The organism is Desertivirga brevis, assembly GCF_017355835.1.
The window spans coordinates 1,108,834-1,135,181 of sequence record NZ_JAFEWF010000001.1 but is presented as its reverse complement, the minus strand read 5'-3'; the positions used below and the strand labels follow the sequence as shown (position 1 = coordinate 1,135,181).

Annotated in this window: 18 protein-coding genes; 13 read left to right on the top strand and 5 right to left on the bottom strand. The window is 41.2% G+C overall.

From position 1 onward, the window contains the following. Window positions 1-61: 61 nt before the first annotated feature. Window positions 62-1,582, top strand: coding sequence for a GH3 family acyl-acid amido synthetase (locus tag J4N25_RS05070; RefSeq protein WP_207421055.1), 1,521 nt, complete (start codon window positions 62-64; stop codon window positions 1,580-1,582). On the opposite strand, the gene J4N25_RS05065 is transcribed toward J4N25_RS05070, so the two are convergent. Beyond that, the gene (locus J4N25_RS05065; RefSeq protein WP_207421054.1) at window positions 1,571-2,239 is read right to left on the bottom strand and encodes a hypothetical protein; all 669 of its coding nucleotides are present in this window, start codon (window positions 2,237-2,239) and stop codon (window positions 1,571-1,573) included. The two genes, J4N25_RS05070 and J4N25_RS05065, sit on opposite strands and share 12 nt — an antisense overlap. 89 nt (window positions 2,240-2,328) lie before the next feature. Here J4N25_RS05065 and chrA point away from each other — a divergent pair, with 89 nt between their 5' ends. Next, on the top strand, window positions 2,329-3,459 hold the full coding sequence (gene chrA, locus J4N25_RS05060; RefSeq protein ID WP_242695778.1) for a chromate efflux transporter: 1,131 nt from the start codon (window positions 2,329-2,331) through the stop codon (window positions 3,457-3,459). Between the two features lie 157 nt (window positions 3,460-3,616). Beyond that, a complete protein-coding gene (locus tag J4N25_RS05055) occupies window positions 3,617-4,342 on the top strand; it encodes a hypothetical protein (protein ID WP_207421053.1) in 726 nt (241 codons plus the stop codon). Between the two features lie 41 nt (window positions 4,343-4,383). Here J4N25_RS05055 and J4N25_RS05050 read toward each other — a convergent pair whose 3' ends face one another. The 3 genes from J4N25_RS05050 to pxpB all read right to left on the bottom strand — a co-directional run bounded on the left by J4N25_RS05050 (window position 4,384) and on the right by pxpB (window position 6,935). Next, the gene (locus J4N25_RS05050; RefSeq protein ID WP_207421052.1) at window positions 4,384-5,139 is read right to left on the bottom strand and encodes a LamB/YcsF family protein; all 756 of its coding nucleotides are present in this window, start codon (window positions 5,137-5,139) and stop codon (window positions 4,384-4,386) included. Window positions 5,140-5,210: 71 nt separating this feature from the next. Next, entirely contained in the window at window positions 5,211-6,200 is a 990-nt protein-coding gene (locus J4N25_RS05045) for a 5-oxoprolinase subunit C family protein (RefSeq protein ID WP_207421051.1), read from the bottom strand. Beyond that, window positions 6,201-6,935, bottom strand: a complete 735-nt coding sequence (pxpB, locus tag J4N25_RS05040) for a 5-oxoprolinase subunit PxpB (RefSeq protein ID WP_207421050.1) — start codon at window positions 6,933-6,935, stop codon at window positions 6,201-6,203. A gap of 146 nt (window positions 6,936-7,081) precedes the next feature. Between pxpB and susR the strand changes: the two genes are divergently transcribed. The 7 genes from susR (at window position 7,082) to J4N25_RS05005 (ending at window position 21,246) form a co-directional block, all read left to right on the top strand. Then, the gene (gene susR / locus J4N25_RS05035; protein ID WP_207421049.1) at window positions 7,082-8,701 is read left to right on the top strand and encodes a SusR family glycan utilization regulator; all 1,620 of its coding nucleotides are present in this window, start codon (window positions 7,082-7,084) and stop codon (window positions 8,699-8,701) included. 525 nt (window positions 8,702-9,226) lie between these two features. Continuing rightward, window positions 9,227-12,169, top strand: coding sequence for a SusC/RagA family TonB-linked outer membrane protein (locus J4N25_RS05030; RefSeq protein WP_207421048.1), 2,943 nt, complete (start codon window positions 9,227-9,229; stop codon window positions 12,167-12,169). A gap of 19 nt (window positions 12,170-12,188) precedes the next feature. Beyond that, on the top strand, window positions 12,189-13,775 hold the full coding sequence (locus J4N25_RS05025; protein WP_207421047.1) for a RagB/SusD family nutrient uptake outer membrane protein: 1,587 nt from the start codon (window positions 12,189-12,191) through the stop codon (window positions 13,773-13,775). A gap of 18 nt (window positions 13,776-13,793) precedes the next feature. Further along, window positions 13,794-14,810, top strand: coding sequence for a SusE domain-containing protein (locus tag J4N25_RS05020; RefSeq protein WP_207421046.1), 1,017 nt, complete (start codon window positions 13,794-13,796; stop codon window positions 14,808-14,810). 71 nt (window positions 14,811-14,881) lie between these two features. Further along, entirely contained in the window at window positions 14,882-17,338 is a 2,457-nt protein-coding gene (locus J4N25_RS05015; RefSeq protein ID WP_207421045.1) for a glycoside hydrolase family 31 protein, read from the top strand. A gap of 85 nt (window positions 17,339-17,423) precedes the next feature. Beyond that, a complete protein-coding gene (locus tag J4N25_RS05010) occupies window positions 17,424-19,319 on the top strand; it encodes a glycoside hydrolase family 13 protein (protein ID WP_207421044.1) in 1,896 nt (631 codons plus the stop codon). 37 nt (window positions 19,320-19,356) lie between these two features. Continuing rightward, window positions 19,357-21,246 carry an alpha-amylase family glycosyl hydrolase gene (locus J4N25_RS05005; RefSeq protein WP_207421043.1) on the top strand — a complete coding sequence of 630 codons (1,890 nt, stop codon included), beginning with the start codon at window positions 19,357-19,359 and terminating at the stop codon, window positions 21,244-21,246. A gap of 94 nt (window positions 21,247-21,340) precedes the next feature. On the opposite strand, the gene J4N25_RS05000 is transcribed toward J4N25_RS05005, so the two are convergent. Continuing rightward, window positions 21,341-22,867: a choice-of-anchor I family protein gene (locus J4N25_RS05000; protein WP_242695777.1), complete on the bottom strand. Its 1,527-nt coding sequence runs from the start codon at window positions 22,865-22,867 to the stop codon at window positions 21,341-21,343. A gap of 117 nt (window positions 22,868-22,984) precedes the next feature. Between J4N25_RS05000 and J4N25_RS04995 the strand changes: the two genes are divergently transcribed. The 3 genes from J4N25_RS04995 to J4N25_RS04985 all read left to right on the top strand — a co-directional run bounded on the left by J4N25_RS04995 (window position 22,985) and on the right by J4N25_RS04985 (window position 26,285). After that, window positions 22,985-24,343: an NCS2 family permease gene (locus J4N25_RS04995; RefSeq protein ID WP_242695776.1), complete on the top strand. Its 1,359-nt coding sequence runs from the start codon at window positions 22,985-22,987 to the stop codon at window positions 24,341-24,343. Window positions 24,344-24,441: 98 nt separating this feature from the next. Next, window positions 24,442-26,079: an adenine deaminase gene (gene ade, locus J4N25_RS04990; protein ID WP_207421042.1), complete on the top strand. Its 1,638-nt coding sequence runs from the start codon at window positions 24,442-24,444 to the stop codon at window positions 26,077-26,079. A 2-nt stretch (window positions 26,080-26,081) separates the two neighbouring features. After that, complete coding sequence (locus J4N25_RS04985; RefSeq protein ID WP_207421041.1) at window positions 26,082-26,285, top strand: DUF551 domain-containing protein; 204 nt, start codon at window positions 26,082-26,084, stop codon at window positions 26,283-26,285. The last annotated feature ends 63 nt before the right edge of the window (window positions 26,286-26,348 follow it).

Genomic DNA, 26,348 nt, shown 5'->3' with positions numbered 1-26,348 from the left:
AATTGAACCCCCTCAAACACATCTCCTAACATTACTGTATTAAAGCCAGCAGATAATTACTATGGCAGTACTTGGCGAATTCATTAAAAAAGCGATAGATGTTTATGGGTTTATCAGTGGCACTCCTGATCCGGCGAAAGCTCAGCATGAAACCTTGAGAGCGTTGTTAACAAAAGCAAGGTTAACAGCTTTTGGAAAGAAGTATAATTTTACCCAGCTGCTTTCCTCCGGGAATATTGTTCAGGCTTTTCAGGATAGTGTCCCCGTACATGATTACGATAAGATGTATACAGATTGGTGGCATTACTTGTTAGAGGGACATCAAAACGTTACCTGGCCCGGCGGACAAAAGTATTTTGCTTTAAGCAGCGGAACTACCAGTCATAGTAAATACATTCCTGTAACAGATGATATGGTAGAATCTATCCGTAAGGCAGCAGTGCAGCAGGTACTGAGTTTAAAGAATTTTGATCTTCCGGCTGATTTTTTTGGAAAACAGATTTTGATGCTTGGTAGCTCTACCGATCTTATAGAAAAAGACGATCATTCGGAAGGAGAAATAAGTGGGATTAGTGCTAGTAATATTCCGGTTTGGTTTAGGGGATATTATAAACCTGGCGCGGAGATAGCTGCACTACGTGATTGGGACGAAAAGGTGAAGAGAATTGCAGAGGAGGCTCCTAATTGGGATATTGGTGGCCTAAGTGGTATTCCATCATGGATTGAAATGATGCTTAAAGAGGTGATTTCTCATAACAAACTCAATACTATTCATGATATCTGGCCGAACCTGCAAGTGTATACGCCAGGGGGAGTAGCTTATGAACCGTATAAGAAAAGCTTTGAAAAGCTTCTTGCCAGACCCCTTATTTTCATAGATACCTATCTTGCTTCTGAAGGATATATTGCAACGCAGAAAAGACCTGAGACTACTGCCATGGCATTGATAACCGATAATGGTATATTTTTCGAATTTGTTCCATTCACTCCTGAAAATCTGGATGAAGAGGGAAGGGTGAAAACAGAGGCGAAGGTGCTAACGATTGGTGAAGTTGAAGAGGGGCAAGAGTATGTACTACTAATTTCGACGGTGTCAGGAGCATGGCGCTATATGATCGGGGATACAGTTTTGATCACTGATAAGCAAAGGGCCGAGATAAAGATCAGCGGCCGGACGAAGCACTACCTTAATGTGGTAGGTGAACAATTGTCCGTTCATCAAATGAATGCTGCAATAGAACAATTAGAAAGTGAATTTGACCTTGAAGTACAGGAGTATGTAGTGGCGACTGTACTCAGAGATGAAGATTATGTTACACAGTGGATCATCGGTGCTGATAAAGTTGTTGACCCAACTTCAGTTGCACAGTTCCTTGACAATTATTTAAGTGAGAATAATAAGAATTATAAGGTGGCAAGGACCAAAGCTTTGAAAAAAGTCGAGGCCGAGGTTGTTCACTTCGACAAGATCTACCGCTGGAGCCAGGAGTTTAAAAAGCTAGGAGGCCAGGCAAAAATACCGAGAGTGATGAAGGAAGAGGATTTTCTGGAATTCGAGAAATATATCAGGTCACTGGTGTAAGGCTTTTTTCTGTTCTGTAACTTTTTTCTCTTCCAGTTTCCTTACCTGTTCTACAATATCGTCAGGGGAGAGGTAAAGCCTGGCGATTTTCTCTTTATATTCTTTTGGTAATTCCGCATGCTCGAGTATAAAGCGTTTAGTAGCAATGATATAATCGGCAAGTCCATGATTTACAGCATAAGTATCTGCATTTGTTTCTCCCTGTCTACGATAGCCGGAAGAGAGCAAGTATCCTATCCCGAATTTTATCAATCCAAACTTACTTCTCTGTTCATAGTCCATAATATGTCCCAGTTCATGGCCAATCCAACCAATCATTATATTATCGGGAAGCTGATGGATAGGTGTAGCTGAAGAGACAAGCTTCAACATCGAACTTATATTAATTTGGTATTCCCTGTTTTCCCTTCTCTTTATAATAGAAATGGGAAGTGGTTGAGCTTGCATTACCGATCCATTAATGCGTTTTTTGAAAACAAACTTGATATGTGTGTCCTCCAATTCAGGATAATAAGAGAGTGCTATTAAAACCGGTCTTTCGATAACCTTCGGAATACATTTGTTTTTACCAAATTTCGTCAGGTTCGGCGGTAATTCTGATGCCCTGACAGTTAAGTTTGCTGTAGCCATAAGTACAAATAGATATTTAATCAGCATAACAAAGGCTTAACGTAATATTTCTATTTTGGTTGGGTTTATTAAAACCTCATTTATAGACTTGATAACGCTTTATTGATAAAGATTCATTGAAAACGTTTACTACAAACCTGAAAGAAGTAATATTTCTATTCCTAAGACTGGGGTTTACAGCTTTTGGTGGTCCTGCTGCTCATATTGCGATGATGGAGTGGGAGGTGGTTAAGAAGAAGGCCTGGATGACGGAAGAGCATTTTCTCGACCTGCTTGGAGCAACAAATCTAATTCCGGGTCCCAATTCGACTGAGATGACTATGCATATCGGTAATGCCAGGGCGGGTTGGAAAGGTCTGGTAGCGGCGGGACTTTGTTTTATTCTGCCTGCCGTATTCATAACAGGTATTCTTGCACATCTCTACAAAGAGTATGGCACTTTGCCTCAGGTAGCTGGATTTGTTTACGGGATTAAGCCTGCTGTCCTTGCTGTTATCGTTTCATTGATGTTTTCGCTAAGTAGGAAAGCTATAAAAACAGTAGAAGCGGGGGTTATAGGAGTTTTAGCAGCTTGCCTTGCTCTAGCGGGACTAAATGAAATATATGTGTTATTCGGCGCAGGAGCCTTGGGTATATTGCTAAATCTGTATAAAGAAAAGAAGGCAATTTCCTTCGTTCCTCTTCTATGGCTGCCTGCCATAAAGCCGGTTTCCTCTGACACCTTCAGTAACTATAAACTCCTCCTGATATTTCTGAAAATAGGAGCTATCCTTTATGGTAGTGGTTATGTACTTTTTGCTTTCCTTGATGCCGAGTTGGTGAAGAGAGGACTGATAAGTCACCAAACCCTGGTCGATGCAATAGCTGTGGGACAGTTTACTCCCGGACCTGTGTTCTCTTCTGCTACATTCATTGGATGGCAAGTAGGAGGTATTGGGGGAGCTGTTGCGGCGACTATAGGTATTTTTCTTCCTTCTTTTTTCTTTGTGAGCTTATTAAATCCTCTAATACCTAAATTGCGACGTTCTAAACTAATGTCCGGATTTTTAGATGCGGTGAACGTGGCTTCCATAGGATTAATTCTTGCTGTCTGCATAGAGATGGGCAAAGCGTCTCTGGTAGATTGGCGAACGATAGTCATTGTTTTCCTTAGCTTTGTAGTGAACCTTCTTTTTCCTAAGCTAAATACTGCTTTTATAGTGATGGGAGGTTCGATAATAGGAAGACTACTGCTTTTTTTTAATTAACTAAGGGTAAACCGTTAAAACTTCCATGAGCAAAAGCTCACAAACGTAGGATGAAAGTTTTATGGAGGTTCTTTCTGTCCTCTTAAAAACAAGCAAACTGTCAGTTAAAATCTGTTAAAGATCAAATGACTATGAAATCAATTATTAAGTTTATTTAATGAAAGAAGTTAAGAAACAGTTCTGTGTCTTGTGGTGCTTTTTGTTGCTTGCATCGGCTACAGTTGCCCAAGTATCAAAACCTGTAATCGGAGTGGTGTTTCGAAAAGGAACCTCTACCCGGGTTTATAATGCAACTGTTTATAATGAAAATAAGCGCATATCTGTTTCTTCTGATCATTTCGGCCTTTTTTCAATTATGGCCTCTGTTGGTGATACATTAATCATTGAGGCAGAAGGATATACCGGACAGAAAGTGCCGGTTCGAAATTTCAAAGATATTCTTGTATACCTTACCGGAACAAACCTTCTGGCCGAGGTTAAGGTAACAGCGACCACACCGAGACAAAATTTAAAAGAGGTAGAAGAGGAATTTAGAAAGAAGGGGATCTATTACGGGGGAAAGCCTCCCCTTGGATTATTATTACCTTTCGGAGGAAGTCCTCTAACATTTTTCCACGAGCTGTTGAGCAAAGACGGCAAACGCGCGCGACGGTTTAACAAGTATGCGAAGGCTGAACTTGAGTACTATGACATTTCGGCGAGGTTTAATGATGCCAATATAAGGAAGACTGTAAATATAAAGGATGAAGAGCTCGAGGAATTTAAAAAGCGTTATTGGCCTTCTGCCGAACTCGTAAGGGGCTGGAACGACTTCGACCTTTTCGATTATATCAAAAGAAGTTATAAGGAATTCACAGCGAATAGATCTACGACTGCTCCCTAATTAATGTATTTCAACACAATAGGCTTCATGCAGAAATATAACTAAGTGGTTGGCTTGATCTCTATCCCGGTATTTACCAGTCTTTCATGAATTAATTTAGCAAACTCAACAGCTTTAGGCCCGTCTCCGTGGATACAAATGGTATCAGCCTTTAATTTAACAACTTTTCCCTCGGCAGATTCAACTTCCTGCTGATTTATCATCCTTAATACCTGATTGATGGATTGTTCCTGGTTGTGAATGAGAGCGTTTTTGTGACTGCGAGGAGTAAGTGTTCCATCGTTTTGGTAAGTACGATCGGCAAATACTTCTGATGCGGTTTTTAATCCCAGTCTTGAAGCTGCTGTTATCATTTCGCTGCCCGAAAGGGCATAAAAAGTAAGGTGGGGGTCGAAATCGTAAACAGCTTGAGCAAGTGCTTCAGCCAATTGTTTATCATTGGCCGCCATGTTATATAATGCTCCGTGTGGCTTAACATGACTAAGTTTTGCCCCTGCAGCCTTTACAAATCCGTATAAAGCACCAATCTGATAAATTGTAATCTGGTAGGCCTCTTTAGCACTGATCCTCATTTCACGTCTTCCGAATCCCTGCAAATCCGCTAATCCCGGATGTGCGCCTATTGCTACTCCTTTTTCATGCGCCAGTCTTACTGATCGCTCCATTACTGCTGGGTCTCCCGCATGGAAACCGCAAGCAATATTAGCAGAGCTGATATAGTCGAAAAGGATGGTGTCGTTAGGCATCGGATAGTTCCCGAATCCTTCACCTAAATCGCAATTAATGTCAATGATCATAAGAAGCAGCTACGAATTAAATACTCAATACGAAATTACGAATTACAGCAATATTTCGACTGCTGGTATCATCATGCAAACTTATTGGCAATAGAAGCTTTAAGTTCCTTGAAGTTTTGTTCCTGTTTAAGATATAGTTTTTCTGCTTCCTTACGGCTAATATCTTCAAAGAAAACTTCATCCCCTGGTTTGAGTTGGGCGCAAATAGCCAGATCAACTGATGCAACCTGAGCAATTCTGGGGTAACCGCCTGTTGTCTGACAATCGGCCATTAATAGCATCAGTTTCCCATCTCCGGTCACCTGGATAGTTCCAGGAGCTACAGCTGTTGAAATAAGTTCCTCGGGTTTATTCCGCGTGATAGGAGAGCCTTCCAGCTGATAGGCCATACGGTCACTGCGAACATTAACTGTAAACGGTTCGGAGAGGAAGCCAAGGAGCGATTCTGCACTAAACCACGTAAACTCTTTGCCTGGAATTACCCTCACTGCCTTTCTCCATGTGGGAAGGAAACTATTTTTGGAAGCACTCCAATTAAGATAGTTGATTTTATCAGCAATATATCTATTCAAGATATTCCTGTTTATAGGGGTAAAGAGCTCTGAGCTGACAATAAGATCATTCTCCTTCAAATTCCGCCCATGCAGACCTCCAAATTCTGCTGTTAAGTAAGTACTGGCACTGCCTAAAACGGTAGGAACGTTCCATCCTCCAATTACTGCGAGGTAGCTACGGCAGCCCTGACCAGGGGCTAACGAAAAACGGGTGGTGGCGGGTAAAAATATCGGGCGATCAGAAGGGAGGTTTATTCCTTCTGCGTGTAAAACCGCTCCCTCTCCTGAAAAGGAAATTAACAGATCTGTCTCTGCATATAGCTCGGCTCCATGGTAGGTAAATTCAATAACCGGGGCATTTTCGTCATTTCCTAAAACTATGTTGGCAATTCGACAAGACAATTGGTCCATAGCGCCAGATACAGGCACAGCTTCTGCCAGGTGTTGCAACCGCCCGAGATCCTGTATAGTGCTTAATAAGCCAGGTTTAAGTATTTTTAATTGCATTTAGCTTTGCTTTAGGTGGTTAAATTCCTCTAAACTAACGGCACTGAATTTTACAGTGTCACCGGCTTTTACCAATGTTGGATTTGACCGGTTTGCGTCAAAAAGTTTTAAAGGTGTTTGTCCTATGATCTGCCAGCCCCCCGGACTAGTTAAGGGGTAGATGCCCGTTTGTACGCCTGCAATACCAACCGATCCCGCAGACACCGCTCTTGCGGGAGTTGTTTTACGAGGTGTGGCTAGTTGTTCTGGCATGCCGCCCAAATAGGCAAACCCAGGAGTAAATCCAATCATATATACCCTGTACGCTGCAGAACTATGAAGGCTTATAATTTCCTCAGGAGATAATTTTGTATGTTCCGCAACCGCCTGAAGGTCGGGTCCTTGCTCACCTCCATAGTAAACGGGGATCGAAATCATTTCTCCCTCTCGAGTTTCAATTTCCTGATCCTTGCTTTCAATCTCTACCAGATAATCAGAAATACGTTCAAAGCAGTCTAAACCGGAAAGGCTTTTGCTGCCTATAACTGTTACAGGATCATAAAATATACTTAAAGTTGTATAAGCCGGCACAACAGCGAGCAGACCTTCAAATGGAAAAATTTTGAGAATGGAATGAAAGCGGTTTATTTTGAGAGAAGTGCCTTCATTGATCTCGTTGCCAAACTCGAGCGTTAATGCTTTTTCCGAGAGATAGTAGATTTTGAATGACTTGCTTCTTAAGGGCGTCAACTGCATGGTTCAGCGAATAGATGTCCTAATTTAAGTTAAAAATCCGGTAATTGTTTAGGTAGACTATAAGTATGTATTTATTGCAAGAATCTCCAATATTTTTTTTGGTTTGAAGTTATAGTTATAGCTTTATGCCCCCTTTAGTACCAATTATGAGGATATTTTTAGTTTTCCTTTTTCTTCTATTAACACGCGGTCTTTCTTATGCATTCGACCAAAGAGATAGCCTTATAAGCGAGCTTAATTTAGAGCTTGGTCAAAAGCAGGTTTATGATGCTAAAAGGGAAGCCGCACTTCAAGAATTAAAAGCGCAACTGAAAAGAACAGCTCCCGGGAACGCGCTAAGGCAGTACAAGTTATGCGCAATGATCTTTGAGGCTTATAAATCGTATCAGTTCGACTCTGCTTATACCTACGTAAACCGGATGGGAAAGCTAAGTTCAGTTTTAAAAGACCGGGCAAAGCAGTACGATACGAAAGTTAAGCTTGGTTTTATCCTTTTGTCTTCCGGTATGTTTAAGGAAACGTTCGACAGTGTGAAGGAGGTGAGGGTAGGATATTTAACGGATAGCACCAAAATAGATTACTACTCCATGCTCACCCGTGCTTACTACGACCTGGCAAGCTATGTTAACGACAGGTATTACTCTCCTCAATACAATAAACTAGCAAACCAGTACATTGATTCGGCAATAACCATTAGTGAAACCGGATCTTTCAATAAACTTTATTGGACAGCATATAAGAGTTTTAAGAATAAGGATTACAACAAGGCAGAAACAGAGCTGAATCAACTGTTGAAAAAGCAAGGCCTTTCAGAGCACGAATTTGCTATTGCTTCTTCGACTTTAAGCAATCTATATACAAGCACTAGAAAAGGAGACCGTGCAATTGATCTTCTAATCCAGGCAGCGATTGCCGATATTCGCTCTTCTACAAAGGAGACGGTGGCCCTTTTTTGGCTGTCGGAGATATTATATAAGGAAGGGGATATAGTTAACGCTTATAATTACATCCGACATGCAATGGCTGACGCCGAGTTCTATGGAGCACGACAGCGGCAATTGCAGATCAGTACTGTGCTTCCAATTGTAGCTGCCGAGAAACTGAACAATTCAGAGCGGGAAAAGACGCAATTCCTGATTTATCTTTTTTCGATTTCTTTACTCGCCATTATTATTATACTATTCTCGATCATGCTCTATAAACAACTTAAGAAGTTGCAGACTAAGGAACGCATTATTGAGGATACCAACAAGGAACTTGAAAGGATAAATGAGAAGTTACTGGAAGGCACACGGATTAAGGAAGAATATATCGGTTATTTCTTCAACGTAATTTCAGGGTACATCTCGAAGCTGGAGAAGCTCAAGCGATCTGTAGATATGAAGCTGTCTGTGAAAAAATATGAAGATATTAAGATAACTATAGATGGCATAAATATCAAAAAAGAGCGGGAGACGCTGTTCTATACCTTTGATCATGTGTTCCTGAAGATATTTCCCAATTTTGTGAAGGAATTTAATGCCTTGTTCAAGCCAGAAGATCAGATCTGGCCGAAGGAGAATGAAGTTCTAACTACCGATCTACGAATATTTGCCCTTATCCGTATGGGGATTGAGGATAATGCTGCCATAGCTAATATCCTCGAGTACTCAGAAAAAACCATCTATGTTTATAAAATGCGCTTGAAGGCAAAAGCGCTTATCCACGGAGAGGAGTTCGAGAAACGGATAATGTCGATCCGGGCGGAGACGCAGGCATCTGCTTAAAAAAAATCTTTACATCCATAAATATTGCATCAAATTAACCTCATCCTTTAATTGTGTTTACAACACTTGTGTTGGTGTTCGGGTTCAACCTCTATTTCTTATTCTTTATGACCGGACAGGTGCATCAATTACCTCTATTTACGCTGAGTTTTCAGCTAAAATGCCCTTAAATTTTTCGGCCTGGTTTGTTTTTCAGTGAAGTGATAATCAGGCGTTTATGTTTTAAAAAAGCGATATTTCTTTAAATAATTATTAAAGAAATAGTAATTAAGAATAAAGCCCTCCACATTTGTGTTATTCAATCAAGAATGATGATATGACTTTGAAAATCATCATCAAGAAACCAATTAAATCTATTTTATAGTACCAATTATGCAGAAGCAAAAATTCAAGCAAAACGTAAGAAATTCTTAGCAGGGCAGGAGATTAAGGAGGAGAGAGAAAATTAAATGGAGTACCAAAAATTAAAGCAATTGCGCAAGAAGCTTTAACCAATCAAAGAACCAAAAATTCAACCAATTTAAAATGAGAAGAATCTATACTAAAGGATATGTTTTTCTGTATGCAATGTTATTATTCCCTTTAATAGCATTAGCACAAACAGGAAGCCTTACAGGTAAAGTATCCGATGAAAAAAATGAACCGCTGCCTGGAGCATCAGTGGTGATAAAAAGTTTAAGTAAGGGAACTTCAACAGATCCTAACGGTAATTTCAAAATAACAGGCTTAAATAATGGGAGTGTTTCGGTCCAGGTAACCTTTATTGGTTATCAGCCTCTTACTAAAACTGTTAATATCAGCGGTGCTACTACACTAAATATCCAATTGCAGCCGAGTGCACAATCCTTGAACGAGGTTGTGGTGATTGGTTATGGCTCTCAACAGAAAAACGATGTAACCGGCTCTATTACCACGGTGACATCCAAAGATTTTCAAAAGGGAAACGTAACGTCTCCCGAACAGTTGATCACTGGTAAAGTTGCCGGGGTTCAGATCACTAGCAGCGGTGGACAGCCTGGCGGTAGTTCTACCATACGTATCAGAGGTGGTGCATCGCTCAATGCCAGTAATGATCCTTTAATTGTGGTAGATGGTGTTCCCTTGAGCAGTAGTAGCATTTCAGGGGTGGGTAATGCTTTAAGCCTGATCAACCCTAATGACATTGAATCGATGAACGTGTTAAAAGACGCAAATGCAACTGCTATATATGGTTCAAGGGCGTCGAACGGGGTTATTCTGATCACTACTAAAAAGGGGCAAAGCGGTCGATTGACTTTCAACTTCAACAGTCAGGCTGCATTGGCCAACGCGTCCAGGACACTAAATGTACTCTCTGCAGATCAGGTTCGTGAATATGTAAATGCAAACGGAACAGATGTTCAAAAAGCTTTGTTAGGAACTGCAAATACAAACTGGTACGACCAGATCTACCGGGAAGCCTTCACTTCTGATAATAACCTGAGTGTAACTGGTAGTTATAAGAAAGTTCCGTTTCGCGTGTCCCTGGGATATTTAGATAATGACGGTATCCTTCAAAGGGACAACATGAAGAGAACATCAGGCGCTCTTAGTGTCTCTCCTTCATTATTCAACAAGCATCTTAAAATCGATTTGAACATTAAAGGATCTCTTTCTGAATCTTTTTTCGGAAACCAGAGTGCTATTACTTCAGCTGCGCAGTTTGATCCAACTCAGTCTGTTTATGCCGATAACTCTTTCGGCGGCTATTATGAATGGCAAACAGATCCTTCTACGCCAAATCCGAATGCACCTCGTAACCCTGTAGGTCTGCTGAATACCAAAAGTGATTCAAGTAAGGTTGCACGCAGTTTCGGTAATATTAAATTCGACTATTCATTCCATTTCCTTCCCGAGCTTCATGCTAATTTAAATTTAGGATATGATGTTGCAAAAGGTAAAGGTGGAACTTTTATTCCTGCTTTTGCTGCCTCTAATATCGGTACTAAAGGCAATATCACCCGGTACGATAATAATTATTCGAATAAGGTAGCCGAGTTCTATTTGAACTACGCTAAAGATTTGAAATCCATTAATAGCAATATTAACGCTACTGCGGGTTACGGGTATTACGCTTACAGAACAAGGAATAATAATTTCCCAACCTACCAGGCCGATGCAACTACTGTGATCAGTCAGCCGGTTTATCCTTACGATATTCCTGAAAACAGATTATTATCTTATTACGGAAGGGTAATTTACACTTTAGCCAACAAGTATATTGTTTCCGGTACCGTACGTACAGATGGATCTTCAAGGTTCAGCGAAGAAAACCGCTGGGGTGTTTTTCCCTCAGCAGCATTTACCTGGAAAGTAAAACAGGAAGACTTCCTGGCAAGCAATAACAATATATCCGATCTTAAACTTCGCTTGAGTTACGGTGTAACTGGGCAGCAGGAAGGAATTGACAATTACTACTACTTGCCGACTTATTATAGTAGTAGTAATGAATCACGTTACCAGATTGGAAATGAATTTTATTATATGTCAACTCCGGTTCCTTACAACTCTGATTTAAAATGGGAGACCACCACCACTTCAAACGCTGGTATTGATTATGGGTTCCTCAATGGCAGAATTTCTGGTAGCATCGATGTATACTATAAAAAAACTAAAGATCTGATCAGTAGAGTGCCCGTATCAGTTGGCTCCAACTTTAGCAATTTCCTTACTATCAATTTGGGTAATATGGAAAATAAAGGGGTGGAGTTTTCTTTGTCGGCAAACCCGGTACGGAAGAAAAACATGAACTGGGACCTTAGCTTCAACGCTACACATAATAAAAGTAAGATCACTCGTCTGAATAGTGATGTTATATTAACAGGAGGTATCACCGGTGCGACTGGTAACTTTATTCAGGCTCATGCTATCAATAACACGCCCTATGCTTTTTACACATACAAGCAGATCTATGATGGTAATGGCAGACCGATTCAGGGGGCTTATCAGGATTTGAATAATGATGGTTCTATTAATAACGCCGACAGATATTTGTATAATTCTCCGGTTCCAAAATGGATCCTCGGATTCTCAAGCTCGTTCAACTATCAAAAATGGACCTTAAGCACTGTGCTTAGATCGAGCCTCGGAAATTACCTGTACGACAACATATCAGCAAACTTCGCTACAGCGTCAAATATCATCAGTCCTGCTGGTTTGATCAATAACGCTACATCCGATTTCCTGAACACAGGTTTTACGAATAACGAGTTTTACAGCGACTATTACATTAAAAATGCTTCATTCCTGAAAATGGATAATCTGGGACTGAGTTACGATTTCGGTAGAGTGGTAAAGGGTATTTCGAGCTTCAATATTTCCGCAAACGTGCGCAATGTATTTACGGTAACCAAGTATAAAGGTGTAGATCCGGAAGTGCAAAATGGCATTGATTACAACCTATACCCTCGTCCCAGAACTTTTGTACTAGGGATAAATGTTGGATTCTAATTTTTAAGGATAACCAGTTATGAAAAGACTATTCAAAATATTCACAGCAATAATTATTGCTATTACAGCTAGTTCCTGCAACAAGGATCTCGACCTAACTCCAACAAATAACGTAGCTGGAGATGAGGCCTTTAATTCTGCAGCAGGCTATAAAAATGTTCTTGCCAAAGTATACGGAGCTTATGCACTAACAGGTAGTACAGGTTCTGGAAGCAGCGACCTGGGTGGAATTGATGCAGGAACTTCTGACTTCCTTCGCCTTTACTGGAACGCACAGGAACTGACTTCCGACGAGGCATTGTGTGCTTGGGTTAACGATGCAGCAGGCGGGGTAGGAGAACTTGATCAATTAACCTGGAATGCTAACAATGTCTTATTACAAGGCCTGTATACAAGAAGTTTGTACCAAATTACTGTTGCAAACGCATTTTTAAAGGAGAGTACTGATGCTAAACTCAGCGGCAGAGGTATAAGCGGTACTGATCTAACTGCCGTCCAACAATATCGTGCCGAAGCGCGGTTCTTAAGAGCTTTCCAATACTGGGTGCTTATGGACCTTTTTGGTAATCCTCCTTTTATAACAGAGGAATCTGAATTTGGAGCTGAGGCAGCGAAACAAATTACAAGGGCTGAATTGTTCAAGTATGTCGAGTCTGAATTGCTGGCTATCGAACCAGAGTTAGTTGCGGCAAAACAGAATGAATATGGAAGGGCAGATAAGGCGGCAGCCTGGGCTTTATTGGCTCGTTTGTATCTGAACGCCGCTGTTTATACCGGAACTCCAAAATATACCGAGGCGATCACTTACTCTAAAAAAGTGATTGATGCCGGTTATTCACTGCATGCTAGATATGCTAATTTATTTCTTGCAGATAATAACCTGAATAACCCTGAAACGATCCTTTCCATCAACTATGATGGTGTATATACTCAAAACTTCGGCGGAACTACTTATTTAATTAACGCTGCCATTAGTGGTGCTATGGGGCCTTCGTCCTACGGTATTCCAAATGGGGGCTGGGGTGGAAATCGCAGTCGCCAGACCCTACCGGAGATATTCGGCGATTATAGCGGCAATTCTGATAAAAGGGCGATGTTTTTTGGCTCAAAGACAGCAAATACAGATATAACAACCTTTAATGATGGTTTAGCTGTAACTAAATTTAAGAACATCACTTCAACGGGTGCAACTGCTCCTTCTGTGGGAGGTATTTACACCTCAACAGATTTTCCGCTTTTCCGTCTGGCTGAGATGTATCTCATTTATGCAGAAGCGGTTTTACGTGGAGGAACCGGAGGTACGGTTGCACAGGCTTTGCAATATGTTAATCTTCTTCGTCAAAGGGCTTATGGTAATAATTCAGGAAACTTAACTTTTTTAAGTCTCAACAGCATTTTGGATGAGAGGGCAAGAGAACTGTACTGGGAAGCGTTCAGAAGGACAGACCTGATCCGCTTTGGTAAATTCACTGATGCCTCTTATGTATGGCCATGGAAGGGTGGATCGCTTTCGGGTAAGGGCGTAGAATCTTTCAGGACTTTATTCCCGATTCCTTCTACTGATCTCATTGCCAATCCAAATTTGAAACAGAACACAGGTTACTAACCATCGAAGAATTACAATATGAAATCGTTGTTAAATAGAATATTTACCTTGAGCATGCTTGCACTATTTTTTGCTGCATGTTCAAAAGAAGGGGATATGATCGTTGCCACGTCAGGAACTCCTTCTACAGTATCGGCCAGTGCGAGTACCATTGTACTTACAAAAGCAGCCGAAAATAATAAAGCCCTTACCATCACCATCACCAAGCCTGATTTTGGTTACGATGCCGTCATAACGAACACGCTAGAGATAGCCGTAAAGGGAACAAACTTTACAGATACAGAAGAAGCGACATTTGATGCCAACGCTTTAACGAAAGAATTCACTGGTGCCGAATTGAATAGCTTGGTGCTTAAGTTAGGGATCCCAACAGAGAAGGCTACAGACATTGAGGTAAGGATTAAATCATCTATTTCGGAGCAATATACACCTGTATATTCGAATACTTTGCAGATGAAGGTTACTCCTTACGCTTCTACAAGTTGGCTGTATGTTCCTGGTGCTTATCAGGGTTGGACCCCTGCAACTGCAGACAGCATAGTTTCTCCTACAAGTAATGGTATCTACGAAGGCTTAATCACCTTTACAACAGGAAACTTAAGCTTTAAAGTGCTAACCAAAAAATCATGGGGACCTCCCGAATATGGTAAAGGATCAACGGCAGGTTCTATTTCCGTTGGAGGAGGCGATTTAGTAGCTCCATCGGCAGGTACATTTAAAGTTACTGTTGATTTGAATAGCAATACTATCACCTTTACTCCTTATTCATGGGGTGTTATTGGTAGTGCAACACTTGGGGGTTGGAACACTGATACCGACATGACCTACAACAGGGAGACAAAGCTTTGGAGTGTGACTACTACATTAATCCCGGGTGCCATCAAATTCAGGTTGAACGATGATTGGGGTACCAACTTCGGCGGGTCAAGCGGGGTGCTTGCTTCTGGCGGAAGCGATATAAATGTAACTGCTGCCGGTACCTATAGGATTGATATGAATCTGGTAACAGGTACTTATACCCTAACTAAACTGTAAATTCCTTTAATTTCTGTCCTGCAGGTCTTTTGATCAGCCTGCGGGACTATTTATCCTAATTATAAACACACATGAAAAGAATTTTATCTTATCTGGTCTTCGCTGCATCGGTGCTTTCCCTTCTGTCAGCTCAGGCACAGAGTCCGGTAAAAGGTGTTGGAAAAGTCACTGCTGTTGAGATTAAAGATCAGAAAGTTTCCATCACCACAGAAAATGCCTTTGGAGAAATTAGTGTTTTTGCCCCCAACGTGATCCGTGTACGGTTAGATAAGAAGGCCCTTGGTCGCGATTTTTCTTATGCCGTAATTGCTAAACCACAAACTACAAAGGTAAATATCAGTCAGACTGCAGAGGATATAACTATCGCAACTGATTCACTTCAGGCGAAGATTATTAAGTCGCCCTATTCAATTACCTTCTACACCAAAGATGGGAAGGTGATCAATCAGGATGAAAATGGTCTCACTACTTCCTGGATTGGAGAGGAGGTGACCACCTATAAAAAGATGCAGCAAGGTGAGCGGTTCATTGGATTAGGTGAAAAGACCGGTAATCTGGATCGTTTTGGCAGTGGCTATACTAATTGGAATACAGATGCATTTGGATACGGAGCCAACCAAGATCCGATTTATTCTACCATTCCTTTTTATGTAGGGATACATGCTGGTCTTAATTACGGCATTTTTATGGATAATACCTACCAAAGTGATTTCAACTTTGGCGCCAGTAATAATCGTTTTTCGTCCTTTAGTGCCCAGGGCGGAGAGATGAACTATTACTTTATTTACAATACACGTCTTGCTGATATTATTACCTCATACACAGCTCTTACCGGTCGAATGAACCTTCCTCCGCTTTGGAGCCTTGGATATCAGCAGAACCGGTATAGCTACTATCCTGATGTAGAAGTGCTCCGGATCGCCCAAACACTGCGTGAAAAGAAGATCCCTGCTGATGGAATTACATTAGACATTCATTACATGGATAACTACAAGTTATTCACCTGGAATAAGTCCCGCTTCTTAGACCCTCAAAAAATGAACTCAAAGCTAAATAGCATGGGATTCAAAACGACTGTGATCGTTGATCCGGGGATAAAGGTAGAAGAAGGGTATGGAGCCTACGAGCGGGGTCTGAAAGACAACATATTTATTAAATATGTTGACGGCCAGAACTATACAGGTCAGGTGTGGCCTGGCTGGTGTCACTTCCCCGACTTTACAAGTCCGAAAGGTCGCGACTGGTGGGGTAACGAAGTGAAGTTCTTTGCTAAAACAGGCGTTAGCGGTCTATGGAATGACATGAACGAGATTGCCACTTGGGGACAGAAAATGCCTAATAATGTAATCTTTGATTACGATGGAAAAATGACTACTCATAAAGAAGCACACAATGTATACGGTCTGCAAATGGCCCGGGCAAGTTTTGAGTCGGCGCGTAATGAGATGGGAAAACGCCCTTTTATTCTTACAAGAGCTGGCTATGCGGGACTTCAACGATATACAGCTATCTGGACCGGAGATAACCGCTCGGAGGATGACCATATGTTAGCAGGCGTGCGGTTACTGAATAGTTTAGGCGTGAGTGGCGTTCCTTTTTCAGGCATGGATATCGGCGGATTCACAGGCAACCCATCTGTTGCATTGTTTACCCGCTGGATGCAGTTAGGTGCATTCACTCCATATTTCCGTAATCATACAGCAGTAAATACTAAGTCGTCCGAGCCATGGTCTTACGGAGAGGAAGCTCTTGAGATCTCCAGGAATTATGTCAATCTCCGTTATAAATTGATGCCTTACCTGTACTCTTCCTTCTTTGAGGCTACGCAAAATGGACTACCGGTAATGCGGACCCTTGCAATTGATCATACACATGATCCGAAGGTGTACGATACCCAATTTCAGAATCAGTACTTTTTCGGAAAGGCGTTCATGGTTGCTCCATTTGCAAGTACTCAGGCTTTTGCAAAAATCTACTTCCCAAAAGGTAAGTTCTACGACTTGTATACAGATGCACTCGAAAATGGTAATCAGGAGAAAATCGCTCAGATTGCATCTCATAAACTTCCTGTATATGTAAAGGAAAGTAGTATTATTCCAATGCAGTCGCTGGTTCAATCTACATCCGAAAAGCCAACAGATACATTAGTTGTTCATATCTATAAGGGTAGTGTAAACAATAATTTTGTTTATTATGAGGATGACGGCGAGAGCTATAATTATGAAAAAGGTGCTTTTTACAAAAGGAACATAAATTATGATGCAGCCACCAATACTATCGAATTTGGAAAAGCAGAGGGTTCCTTCAAATCTAAATTCAATAATCTTAAGGTGGTTTTACATGGCTTTGGTGATCTAAGCTCTTTAAAGCTTAATGATAGATCAGTAGCGCTTAAAGACGATTTTGTGAACTTTATAGATCCTGTATCGAAATTCGATCCGCAGGGTGTAGCGAATGCGGTAGAAGGAGTTAAGGTTAAGAGCCTGGTGATTAAAAATAATTCCGGAGCTTTTAAATTGAGCTACTAAATCACTTTCTTACGCTGTCGGGTCTACAACCCGGCAGCCTTTCTCAACCCTATATCTACCTTTAAAATCTAACTGAAACTCTTTAATGAAAAGGTCTTTATTAATGAAAGGTATTTACGCAAATGCAGTGACGAGGATTCTGCTTGTCCTATTCCTTCTAACCGGACTATCCGCCACAACTTTTGCTCAAATTCCTGAATTGGAACGTGTGGAGCCAATGTTTTGGTGGGTGGGAATGAAGAATCCCAAGCTTCAGCTATTGATCCATGGAGAAAGGATCGCTGAGCGGAATGTGAGTTTAAGTTACCCTGGCGTAAAACTAACTCGTGTCAATAAAGTTGAAAATCCCAATTATTTATTCCTTGATCTTGAAATTTTAGCGAACGCTAAACCTGGAGCATTTAGGATCAGCTTTAGCAAAGGAAACGCAAAAACACTAAGCTATACTTATGAGCTAAAGAGCAAGGATAGATCTCAAACCAGGATAAACGGGGTAACTAGTGCCGATCTGATCTACCTGCTGATGCCTGATCGTTTTGCTAATGGTGATAAAAGTAATGACATCGTGAACGGCATGAGGGAAACAACCTTTAACCGGGATTCCATGTACTACCGCCATGGAGGAGATATCCAGGGAGTAATGGACCATCTGGATTACCTTAAAGATCTGGGAATTACAGCGGTTTGGATGACTCCGGAAATTGAAAATGATATGGCTTCATCTTCCTACCACGGATATGCTGCTACTGATCATTATAAGATCGATCCCCGGTATGGAAATAACGAATTATACAAAAAGTATGTTGAGCTGTGTCACACTAAGGGATTGAAGGTGATTAAAGACATCGTACACAACCATACAGGGACGGAGCACTGGTTCATAAAGGACCTTCCTATGAAAAACTGGGTTCACCAATGGGATCAGTTCACCCAGACAACCTATAAGGATCAAACGGTGATGGATCCTTATGCTTCAGTGGCTGATAAGAAGCGTATGCTAGACGGTTGGTTCGTTTCTTCCATGCCTGATCTGAATCAGTCTAATCCGTACGTTCAAAATTATCTGAATCAAAACCATATCTGGTGGATCGAGTATGCTGGAATTGATGGGTTGAGGTTAGATACTTATCCCTATAATGATCCGGTGTACATGGCCGATTGGGCAAAAAAGCTTAAAGCAGAATTTCCACGTTTATCCATTTTCGGAGAAACATTAGTGAATGGTGTAGTGAATCAAGCCTTTTTTACTCAGGGTAGTACATTAAATAAAAACATAAACACTAACCTTCCTGGTATTACAGACGTGGCGGTGAAAGACGCTATTTATGAAGCTTTGAATGGAAAGTTTGACTGGACAAGTGGAGTAAACCGCCTATATTCTGTTCTGGCTAACGACTTTATTTATGAAGATCCTTACCGAAATGTGGTCTTTATGGATAACCATGATATGAGCCGGTATTATTCAGTAATAGGGGAGGATTTTGAGAAGTACAAGTCTGGACTTGCGCTCTTGCTAACCACCCGCGGTATCCCTCAAGTTTATTATGGTACAGAATTGTTGATGAAGAATTTTTCTAACCCTGACGGACTGGTGCGTGAAGATTTCAAAGGTGGTTGGGCAGAGGATAAGAAGAATAAATTTACTGGCGAAGGTCGTGATAAGAAGGAGAACCAGGCATTTAATTATTTCAGGAAATTAGCTACTTACCGTAAGAATACAACTGCATTGCAAACTGGAAAACTGATGCAGTACGTGCCAGAGAACGGGGTATACGTGTTTTTTCGCTACGATGCAGCCAAAACGGTCATGGTTGTTTGCAACAGTAATGATAAAGCTATTGAGCTTGAAACTGGACGGTTCAAAGAAAGGACACAATGGTTTAGCCGGGCAAAGAATATAGTTACAGAAGAGAGCATACCAGATCTTGCAAAGCTTAGTGTACCCGCCAAGACAACCTGGGTGCTGGAGCTGCAGAAGTAGATGTTTCTTGCGTATCCCTTATTCTTATTCCTACGTAATGAAAAAAGTATTTCATACACTTGTAGTAGTGATCGCCCTGTTAGATACTTCCTGCAGAAAGAAAGAGGTAAAAGATGTTGAAACAGAGTCAGCATCTGAAATTTCATCGAACGCTTCGGACGGTGTAACCTACTACAATAACGGAAGCTCAGCGATCTTTAATCTATATGCTCCTGGTAAAAGTACCATTGCAGTTATCGGGGATTTCAACAATTGGAAGGCTGATAGCAGATACCAGATGAAGAAGACGGCCGACGGAAAGCGCTGGTGGTTGCAGGTAGACGGATTAGACCCTGATAAGGAATATGGATACCAGTACCTGATCGATAATAGCTTAAGAATAGCTGATCCCTATACCGAGAAAGTATTAGATCAGGACAATGACAAGTTTATTTCCTCTGCTATTTATCCCAATTTGAAAGCTTATCCCAAAGAGTATACCTCGGGAGTTGTCAGTGTAATGCAGGGCAATAGATCCATTTATAATTGGAAAACTGTTTCATTCACCCGGCCTGAGCGGAAAAACCTGGTGATCTATGAATTGCATATAAGGGACTTTGTCAGCAGTCATGATTTCAACGCTTTAAAAGATACGCTAAGCTACATAAAGCGACTTGGGGTGAACGCAATTGAGTTGATGCCAGTGAACGAGTTCGAAGGTAACTTGTCCTGGGGGTATAATCCCTCTTTCTACTTTGCTCCCGACAAATATTATGGAACAAAGGATGCTTTAAAAGCATTTATAGACGAATGCCATTCGCTTGGTATCGCCGTTATCCTCGATATGGTGCTGAACCACTCCTTCGGCCAATCGCCACTTGTTCAAATGTATTTCAATAAGAGTACTGGCAAGGTAACTGCTGATAACCCCTGGTTTAATACGGATCCTACGCATCCTTTTAATGTTGGTCATGATTTCAATCATGAGAGTGAGGCCACGAAGTATTTTTCAAAGAAAGTGATGGAATTTTGGATGAAGGAATACCGGATAGATGGTTTTCGATTTGATCTGTCAAAAGGATTCACTCAAAAGAAATCTGGTACGGATGTAAATGTCTGGACGGCCTACGATGCTAGCAGGGTAGCAATTTGGAAGAACTATAATAATTATATAAAGAGTATTGATCCAAACTTCTTCGTAATACTGGAACACTTCGGTAGTAATCAAGAGGAAAGGGAGCTGGCCGATGAAGGAATGATGTTTTGGAATAACGGTAACCATAATTTTAATGAGGCTACTATGGGATGGTTAAACGACTCTAATTTTGCTGGTCAGTTTTACCCAACCCATACCTTTACCCAGCCGGGCTATCTGGTAAGTTTCATGGAGAGTCATGATGAAGAGAGGCTGATGTATAAGAATCTTCAGTATGGAAATAGCTCCGGTTCATACTCGGTAAAAGATTTACCAACAGCATTAAAGAGGAATGAAATGGCTGCGGCCTTCTTTTTTTCTATCCCCGGGCCAAAAATGATCTGGCAGTTTGGCGAGTTGGGTTACGATGTAAGTATCGACTATAACGGCAGGACAGGGGAAAAGCCTATCCGATGGGAATACTATTCTGATCCTAAACGTAAGGCATTATATAATGCTTATGCCAAATTTATCAGAATGAAGCTTAATAATCCGGTGTTTGGTTCAGGTACTTTTGAATACAGCCTTATTGGAGCTATTAAATCATTGAGAATTTGGGACCGGGAAATGCAAGTTCTGGTGGTAGGGAATTTTGATGTTGTTCCCCTTACAGCGAACCTGGCTTTCCCTTCAACCGGAGCTTGGTTTGATTATGTCAGCGGTAAAACAATTAATATCACCTCAACAACTCTTTCAATAAGTTATGCCCCTGGGGAGTATCACATGTATAGTAATGTTCCATTGAAGGAATGAATTTCCTGTTTGGATAGAAAACAAAAGCACCAGAGGCTGGTGCTTTTGTTTTTTTATATTATGATTCTGCGAGCTATAGATTAAAGCAGAAAGCTTATAGCTTATTAGGCTGGTAGAACTTAATCATTCCATCCCCTTCACTTGCTACAACAAGGATACTGCGTCCGTTAGGGCTGTCCTTAGGTTTGATAAAGTGTACTCCTTCAGGAGCATCGCCAGTTTCAAATAATTGAACAAATAATGGTGAAGCAGGATTACTAACGTCATATATAGCAATCATGTCAGCGCGTTCCATTCCGATAAATGCCAGCGTTCTTCCGTTAACTGAACCAATAGTAACAGCTTCAACTTCAACTCCCTTGTTATCTGAGCGGGTATCGTCATATTTTCCGGCTTGAATAACCCTTGATTCCAGATCCTTGCCTATCTCAGCAACCAGTTGTCCGTTAGATGCATTTAAAATTGTAACACTTCTTCCACCGGTTGAGTAGATCTCATCGAAATCACCGTCACCGTCGGTATCACCTTGAATTTTTGTTACTGTTAGCCGGCCCAGGTTTGCAGGAAGTTTCAATGTAGCGGCATTTGGGAAACGTGTAGGGTCAAGATTAAGCTCCTCTACTCTTGCTTCTTCTTTAAAACCTTTGTAATCTCTTGTATCTCCTTCATTTGCCAAAGCCAGGTAATTACTTCCTCCTGCACTAAAAGCTGCAATTGCGTCAGGAAGGTAAAAAGCTTTGATCGGCCAGGTCTTTAGTTCTATTTTGTTGTCTTTATCGCTTACATCAAAAGCGTTTTCCGACAAATTGATGTCCTTTACTCCTAAAGGGACAATACGAAGGATCGTTCCGCTTACAATATCAACTTCAGCTATTCCGTTATTCTCCTGTAAGGTTACCCAGGCTTTTTTAGAATCAGGAGTAACTGCAATATATTCCGGCTCTACGTCCTGTGCAAGGCTTGCATTTTTTCCGTAAACCCGAAAGCCTTTAGATATCAGGTCGTTTTTGGAATTTTCAAAAGCTGTAAAATCTAGAGTAACTGCAGAATAATTGTTCTTTGTATTGATGATTGAAACTGATCCTTTCGGGTCAATGGTGTATTCGGCATTTGGTTCGCCTTCATTTGCTGATAAAATATAGTTTCCATCAGGACTAAAGGTAACCATGTCAGGAAGCGCTCCAACAGTTACTCGTTTAATTTCTTGTAAATTCGCTGCATCAATAATTGCAATGCTGCCGTCGTCTGTTTTTGTTTTTGCTTCCAGTGCAACTGCAAGCTTTCCATCATACACTGAAACACTGTTTGCGCCACCACTACTTGTGGAAAAGTCAATTGGTTGAAGTTTGCTAACAGTTGGAAAATTAGAGAGGTCAAGTACTTCAACTTTTGTTGCACCTTCATTATTCACCACAAATAGTCTTTTGCTTTTTGCATCGTAAGCAGAGATCTCAGAAGCCGCTTCTCCGCCAAGTTTCTGTGATGCTACTTCTTTAAACGTTGCGGCGTCTTCTGGTACTACCGGATCTGTTGTTACTGTTTCTTCACTTTCAGAATCCTTTTTACATGAGGTTGCGACAACTGTAGATAAAAGAATTCCAAAAAATAATTTTTTGTACATGATAGGTATTTTATTTCGGGCGAAAATAGAAGCCTCGAGTGTCAGAAAACTTGGGGTGTTTCAAAATTAATGGAATAATAACGGTGAGTTAAAGTACTGCGAGTAAACATGAAATTTATGTTAAGGTTCCATTATAAAAAACCTAATTTGCCACCCTCACGTTCATCGCATATGGCTATTGATGCTTTCTCTTCACGCAGGTCTGTCTTCACAGAAATTATAGCTGGAATATCTTCTTTTCTTGCTACGTCCTACATCATAGTGGTAAACCCGGCTATTTTAAGTCAAACCGGAATGGCTTTTTCGGGTGTTCTCACCGCCACCGTCTTAGTTTGTTTCTTTAGCAGCCTGATGATGGGTTGGTATGCAAAAAATCCAGTCTTGGTAGCTCCCGGCATGGGCTTAAATGCCTTCTTTACCTATTCAGTAGTTTTGGGAATGAAAGTACCTTACACTGTTGCACTTGGAGCTGTATTCTGGTCTGGAATCGTTTTTTTTCTTCTTTCTTTTTTCAATATCCGCACCCACATTGTGAAGGCTATTCCTAAGCCTCTCAGATATTCAATTGCTGCGGGCATCGGTTTGTTTATCACCCTTATCGGCCTAGCGAACGCCAAGTTTGTTATTGCTAATCCTGCCACTATTGTGGGAGGTGCTGTATTGGGAAGCAATGTGCTGACTTTTGTTTTCGGCCTTTTGTTTACTGCTGCCCTTTTGGTACGCAGGGTAAAGGGGGCAATCTTATTCGGGATACTCTTTACCACTCTGGCTGCTTATCCGCTAGGGCGTTACTGGGGCTTGGAGGAGAATGTTAAACCTTTAATTCAATTTAACGGCTTGTTCGCGCCTCCTGATTTTTCTTTGTTCTTCAAGCTTGACCTTGTTAACTCACTTCAGCTTTCTATACTACCCGTGATATTCGCATTTGTATTTACCGACATGTTCGATAGCCTTTCTACTTTTGTGGGGATTGCAGAAGCCGCAAACCTGCTCGATGAGCATGGCGAACCAAAAAATATAAAACGGTCTTTGCTCACTGATGCTTTTGCCACAACTTTCGCAGGTATTGCCGGTTCAAGTCCGGGTACCGCATATATAGAGTCAGCGGTTGGTATAGAAGCCGGGGGACGAACAGGTTTAACGGCAGTAGTTGCCGCCTTCCTTTTTCTTCCATTTCTGTTCTTGTCCCCTCTCTTATCCGTAATCCCCTCTATAGCCACCGCCCCTGCGCTTGTTCTGGTTGGTGTTTTTATGATCAGTCCTGTAGTAAAGATTAACTGGAATCAATTAGACGAAGCTATACCTGCTTTTCTTGCCATGGTGCTTATTCCTTTTACCTACTCAATAACCCATGGTATTATCTGGGGCTTCTTAAGTTATACCATCATAAAAGTGGTGGCAGGCAAGACCAGGGAAATTACTCCTTCACTTTGGTTCGTTGATGCCTTTGTGATCCTTGCTCTAATCATGGAATAGTTAGAGGTCCTTGCCGGTTCTCATGCTTTTACTATCTTGGCTTGCTCTTATTTAAGACAGGTGACTGCAACTACACTTAAAGATTTGGATACAGACATATGCAATCAGTAAAAGGAAATATAGTTGATATAGAAAACGGCCGGATATACCCGGGCGAGGTTCAGTTTGAATATGGAAGAATTGTATCGATAATAGAATTAAAGGGCGAAGTGTTGGATGCCTACATTCTCCCTGGATTTATTGACGCCCACGTCCACATTGAAAGCTCTATGCTAATACCTTCGCAGTTCGCCCGGTTAGCGGTTGTGCATGGAACCGTAGCAACCGTTAGTGATCCTCATGAAATTGCTAATGTGACCGGAATGGAAGGGGTTGAGTTTATGATTGAAAACGGAAAGAAGGTTCCATTCAAGTTTAATTTTGGTGCGCCGAGCTGTGTTCCTGCAACTAGTTTCGAAACGGCCGGTGCTGAACTAACTGCTGCTGATGTTGATGCCCTGCTTCAAAATCCCGAAGTGCTCTATCTCAGTGAGATGATGAACTTTCCTGGAGTACTACATGAGGATGCAGATGTACTGGAGAAGATTGCTGCGGCAAAGCGATGGGGAAAACCCGTGGACGGGCACGCACCGGGATTAAGAGGGGAGGATCTGATGAAATATGTTTCAGCAGGAATTAGTACAGACCACGAATGTTTTACCGAAGAGGAGGCCCTGGAAAAGCTTCAGCTTGGTATGAAAGTATTAATCAGAGAGGGAAGTGCTGCCAGGAACTTTGAGGCTCTTATCGGTCTTCTAGATGATTATGAAGACATGATGATGTTTTGCAGCGATGACAAGCATCTCGACAGCCTTGTAGAAGGACATATCGATCAACTTTGCGCAAGAGCTATTGGAAAAGGTATTGATGTATTCAAGGTATTAAAAGCTGCTTGCATAAATCCTGTGAAGCATTATGGTTTAAATGTTGGTTTACTGAATGAGGGGGATCCTGCTGATTTTATTGTAGTTAATGATTTAGAATCATTCAGAACGCTTCAAACTTTTATTAATGGAAAATTGGTCGCGGAAAATGGCCAAACCTTGATCTTACTTGAAGAAGTTAGGGAGGATCGTGAAGTAAATCAGTTTAACTGCCAGGAGAAAAGCGAGGCGGATTTTAGAGTTATGTTGAGCAACTATCCCGCTATAAATGGCACAATTCCCATTATCGAGGTGCTTGATGGGCAATTGATAACGAACAGACTGATGCTTGAGCCAAAGTTACTTGCTGAGGAAATTGTAGTAGATATTGAACGCGACATACTTAAAATAGTAGTTGTTAACCGCTACATAGAAGCTCCGGTTGCTAAAGCATTCATAAAAAACTTTGGATTAAAGAATGGTGCAATAGCTTCAAGTGTTGCTCATGATAGTCATAACATAGTAGCAGTAGGGGTAGATGATGAAAGCATCTCTAGAGCCGTAAATTCCTTAATTAAGGTTAGAGGTGGAGTATCGTGTGTATCTGATTCAGAAGATATTGTCCTTCCTCTTCCTGTTGCTGGTTTGATGTCCTTAGAGGATGGATATAAGGTAGCAGAAGACTATAAGAGGATCGATAAGGCAGCGAAGTCATTAGGCTCAACATTAGGTTCTCCGTTCATGTCCCTTTCGTTTATGGCCTTGCTGGTGATACCCGAATTAAAGCTGAGCGACAAGGGTTTGTTTGATGGTGGGGATTTTAAATTTTTATAACAATGGAATGGATTTCAATAAAAGACAGATTACCTGAAAAAGATAAAGATTTACTGGTATGTACTAATACTTTCTACATGGGTATTGGTTGGTACTACCATGATTTGCAAAAATGGGATTTTGAGATACAGAAGCATACTGAGGCCGACCTTGGAGAGGTGACTCATTGGATGTATGTTCCCGAGCCACCCCCAGTCGAGTTTTAATCAGCTTTCAAATAATTCTGTTGTAAATATTGCAGTTTATGTTAAGTAGACTTCCTAGGAAGA

Coding starts and splice junctions, on each gene's coding strand:
- J4N25_RS05070 (WP_207421055.1), top strand. CDS start 62: ATGGCAGTACTTGGCGAATTCATTAAAAAAGCGATAGATGTTTATGGG.
- J4N25_RS05065 (WP_207421054.1), bottom strand. CDS start 2,239: ATGCTGATTAAATATCTATTTGTACTTATGGCTACAGCAAACTTAACT.
- J4N25_RS05055 (WP_207421053.1), top strand. CDS start 3,617: ATGAAAGAAGTTAAGAAACAGTTCTGTGTCTTGTGGTGCTTTTTGTTG.
- J4N25_RS05050 (WP_207421052.1), bottom strand. CDS start 5,139: ATGATCATTGACATTAATTGCGATTTAGGTGAAGGATTCGGGAACTAT.
- J4N25_RS05045 (WP_207421051.1), bottom strand. CDS start 6,200: ATGCAATTAAAAATACTTAAACCTGGCTTATTAAGCACTATACAGGAT.
- pxpB (WP_207421050.1), bottom strand. CDS start 6,935: ATGCAGTTGACGCCCTTAAGAAGCAAGTCATTCAAAATCTACTATCTC.
- susR (WP_207421049.1), top strand. CDS start 7,082: ATGAGGATATTTTTAGTTTTCCTTTTTCTTCTATTAACACGCGGTCTT.
- J4N25_RS05030 (WP_207421048.1), top strand. CDS start 9,227: ATGAGAAGAATCTATACTAAAGGATATGTTTTTCTGTATGCAATGTTA.
- J4N25_RS05025 (WP_207421047.1), top strand. CDS start 12,189: ATGAAAAGACTATTCAAAATATTCACAGCAATAATTATTGCTATTACA.
- J4N25_RS05020 (WP_207421046.1), top strand. CDS start 13,794: ATGAAATCGTTGTTAAATAGAATATTTACCTTGAGCATGCTTGCACTA.
- J4N25_RS05015 (WP_207421045.1), top strand. CDS start 14,882: ATGAAAAGAATTTTATCTTATCTGGTCTTCGCTGCATCGGTGCTTTCC.
- J4N25_RS05010 (WP_207421044.1), top strand. CDS start 17,424: ATGAAAAGGTCTTTATTAATGAAAGGTATTTACGCAAATGCAGTGACG.
- J4N25_RS05005 (WP_207421043.1), top strand. CDS start 19,357: ATGAAAAAAGTATTTCATACACTTGTAGTAGTGATCGCCCTGTTAGAT.
- J4N25_RS05000 (WP_242695777.1), bottom strand. CDS start 22,867: ATGTACAAAAAATTATTTTTTGGAATTCTTTTATCTACAGTTGTCGCA.
- J4N25_RS04995 (WP_242695776.1), top strand. CDS start 22,985: ATGTTAAGGTTCCATTATAAAAAACCTAATTTGCCACCCTCACGTTCA.
- ade (WP_207421042.1), top strand. CDS start 24,442: ATGCAATCAGTAAAAGGAAATATAGTTGATATAGAAAACGGCCGGATA.
- J4N25_RS04985 (WP_207421041.1), top strand. CDS start 26,082: ATGGAATGGATTTCAATAAAAGACAGATTACCTGAAAAAGATAAAGAT.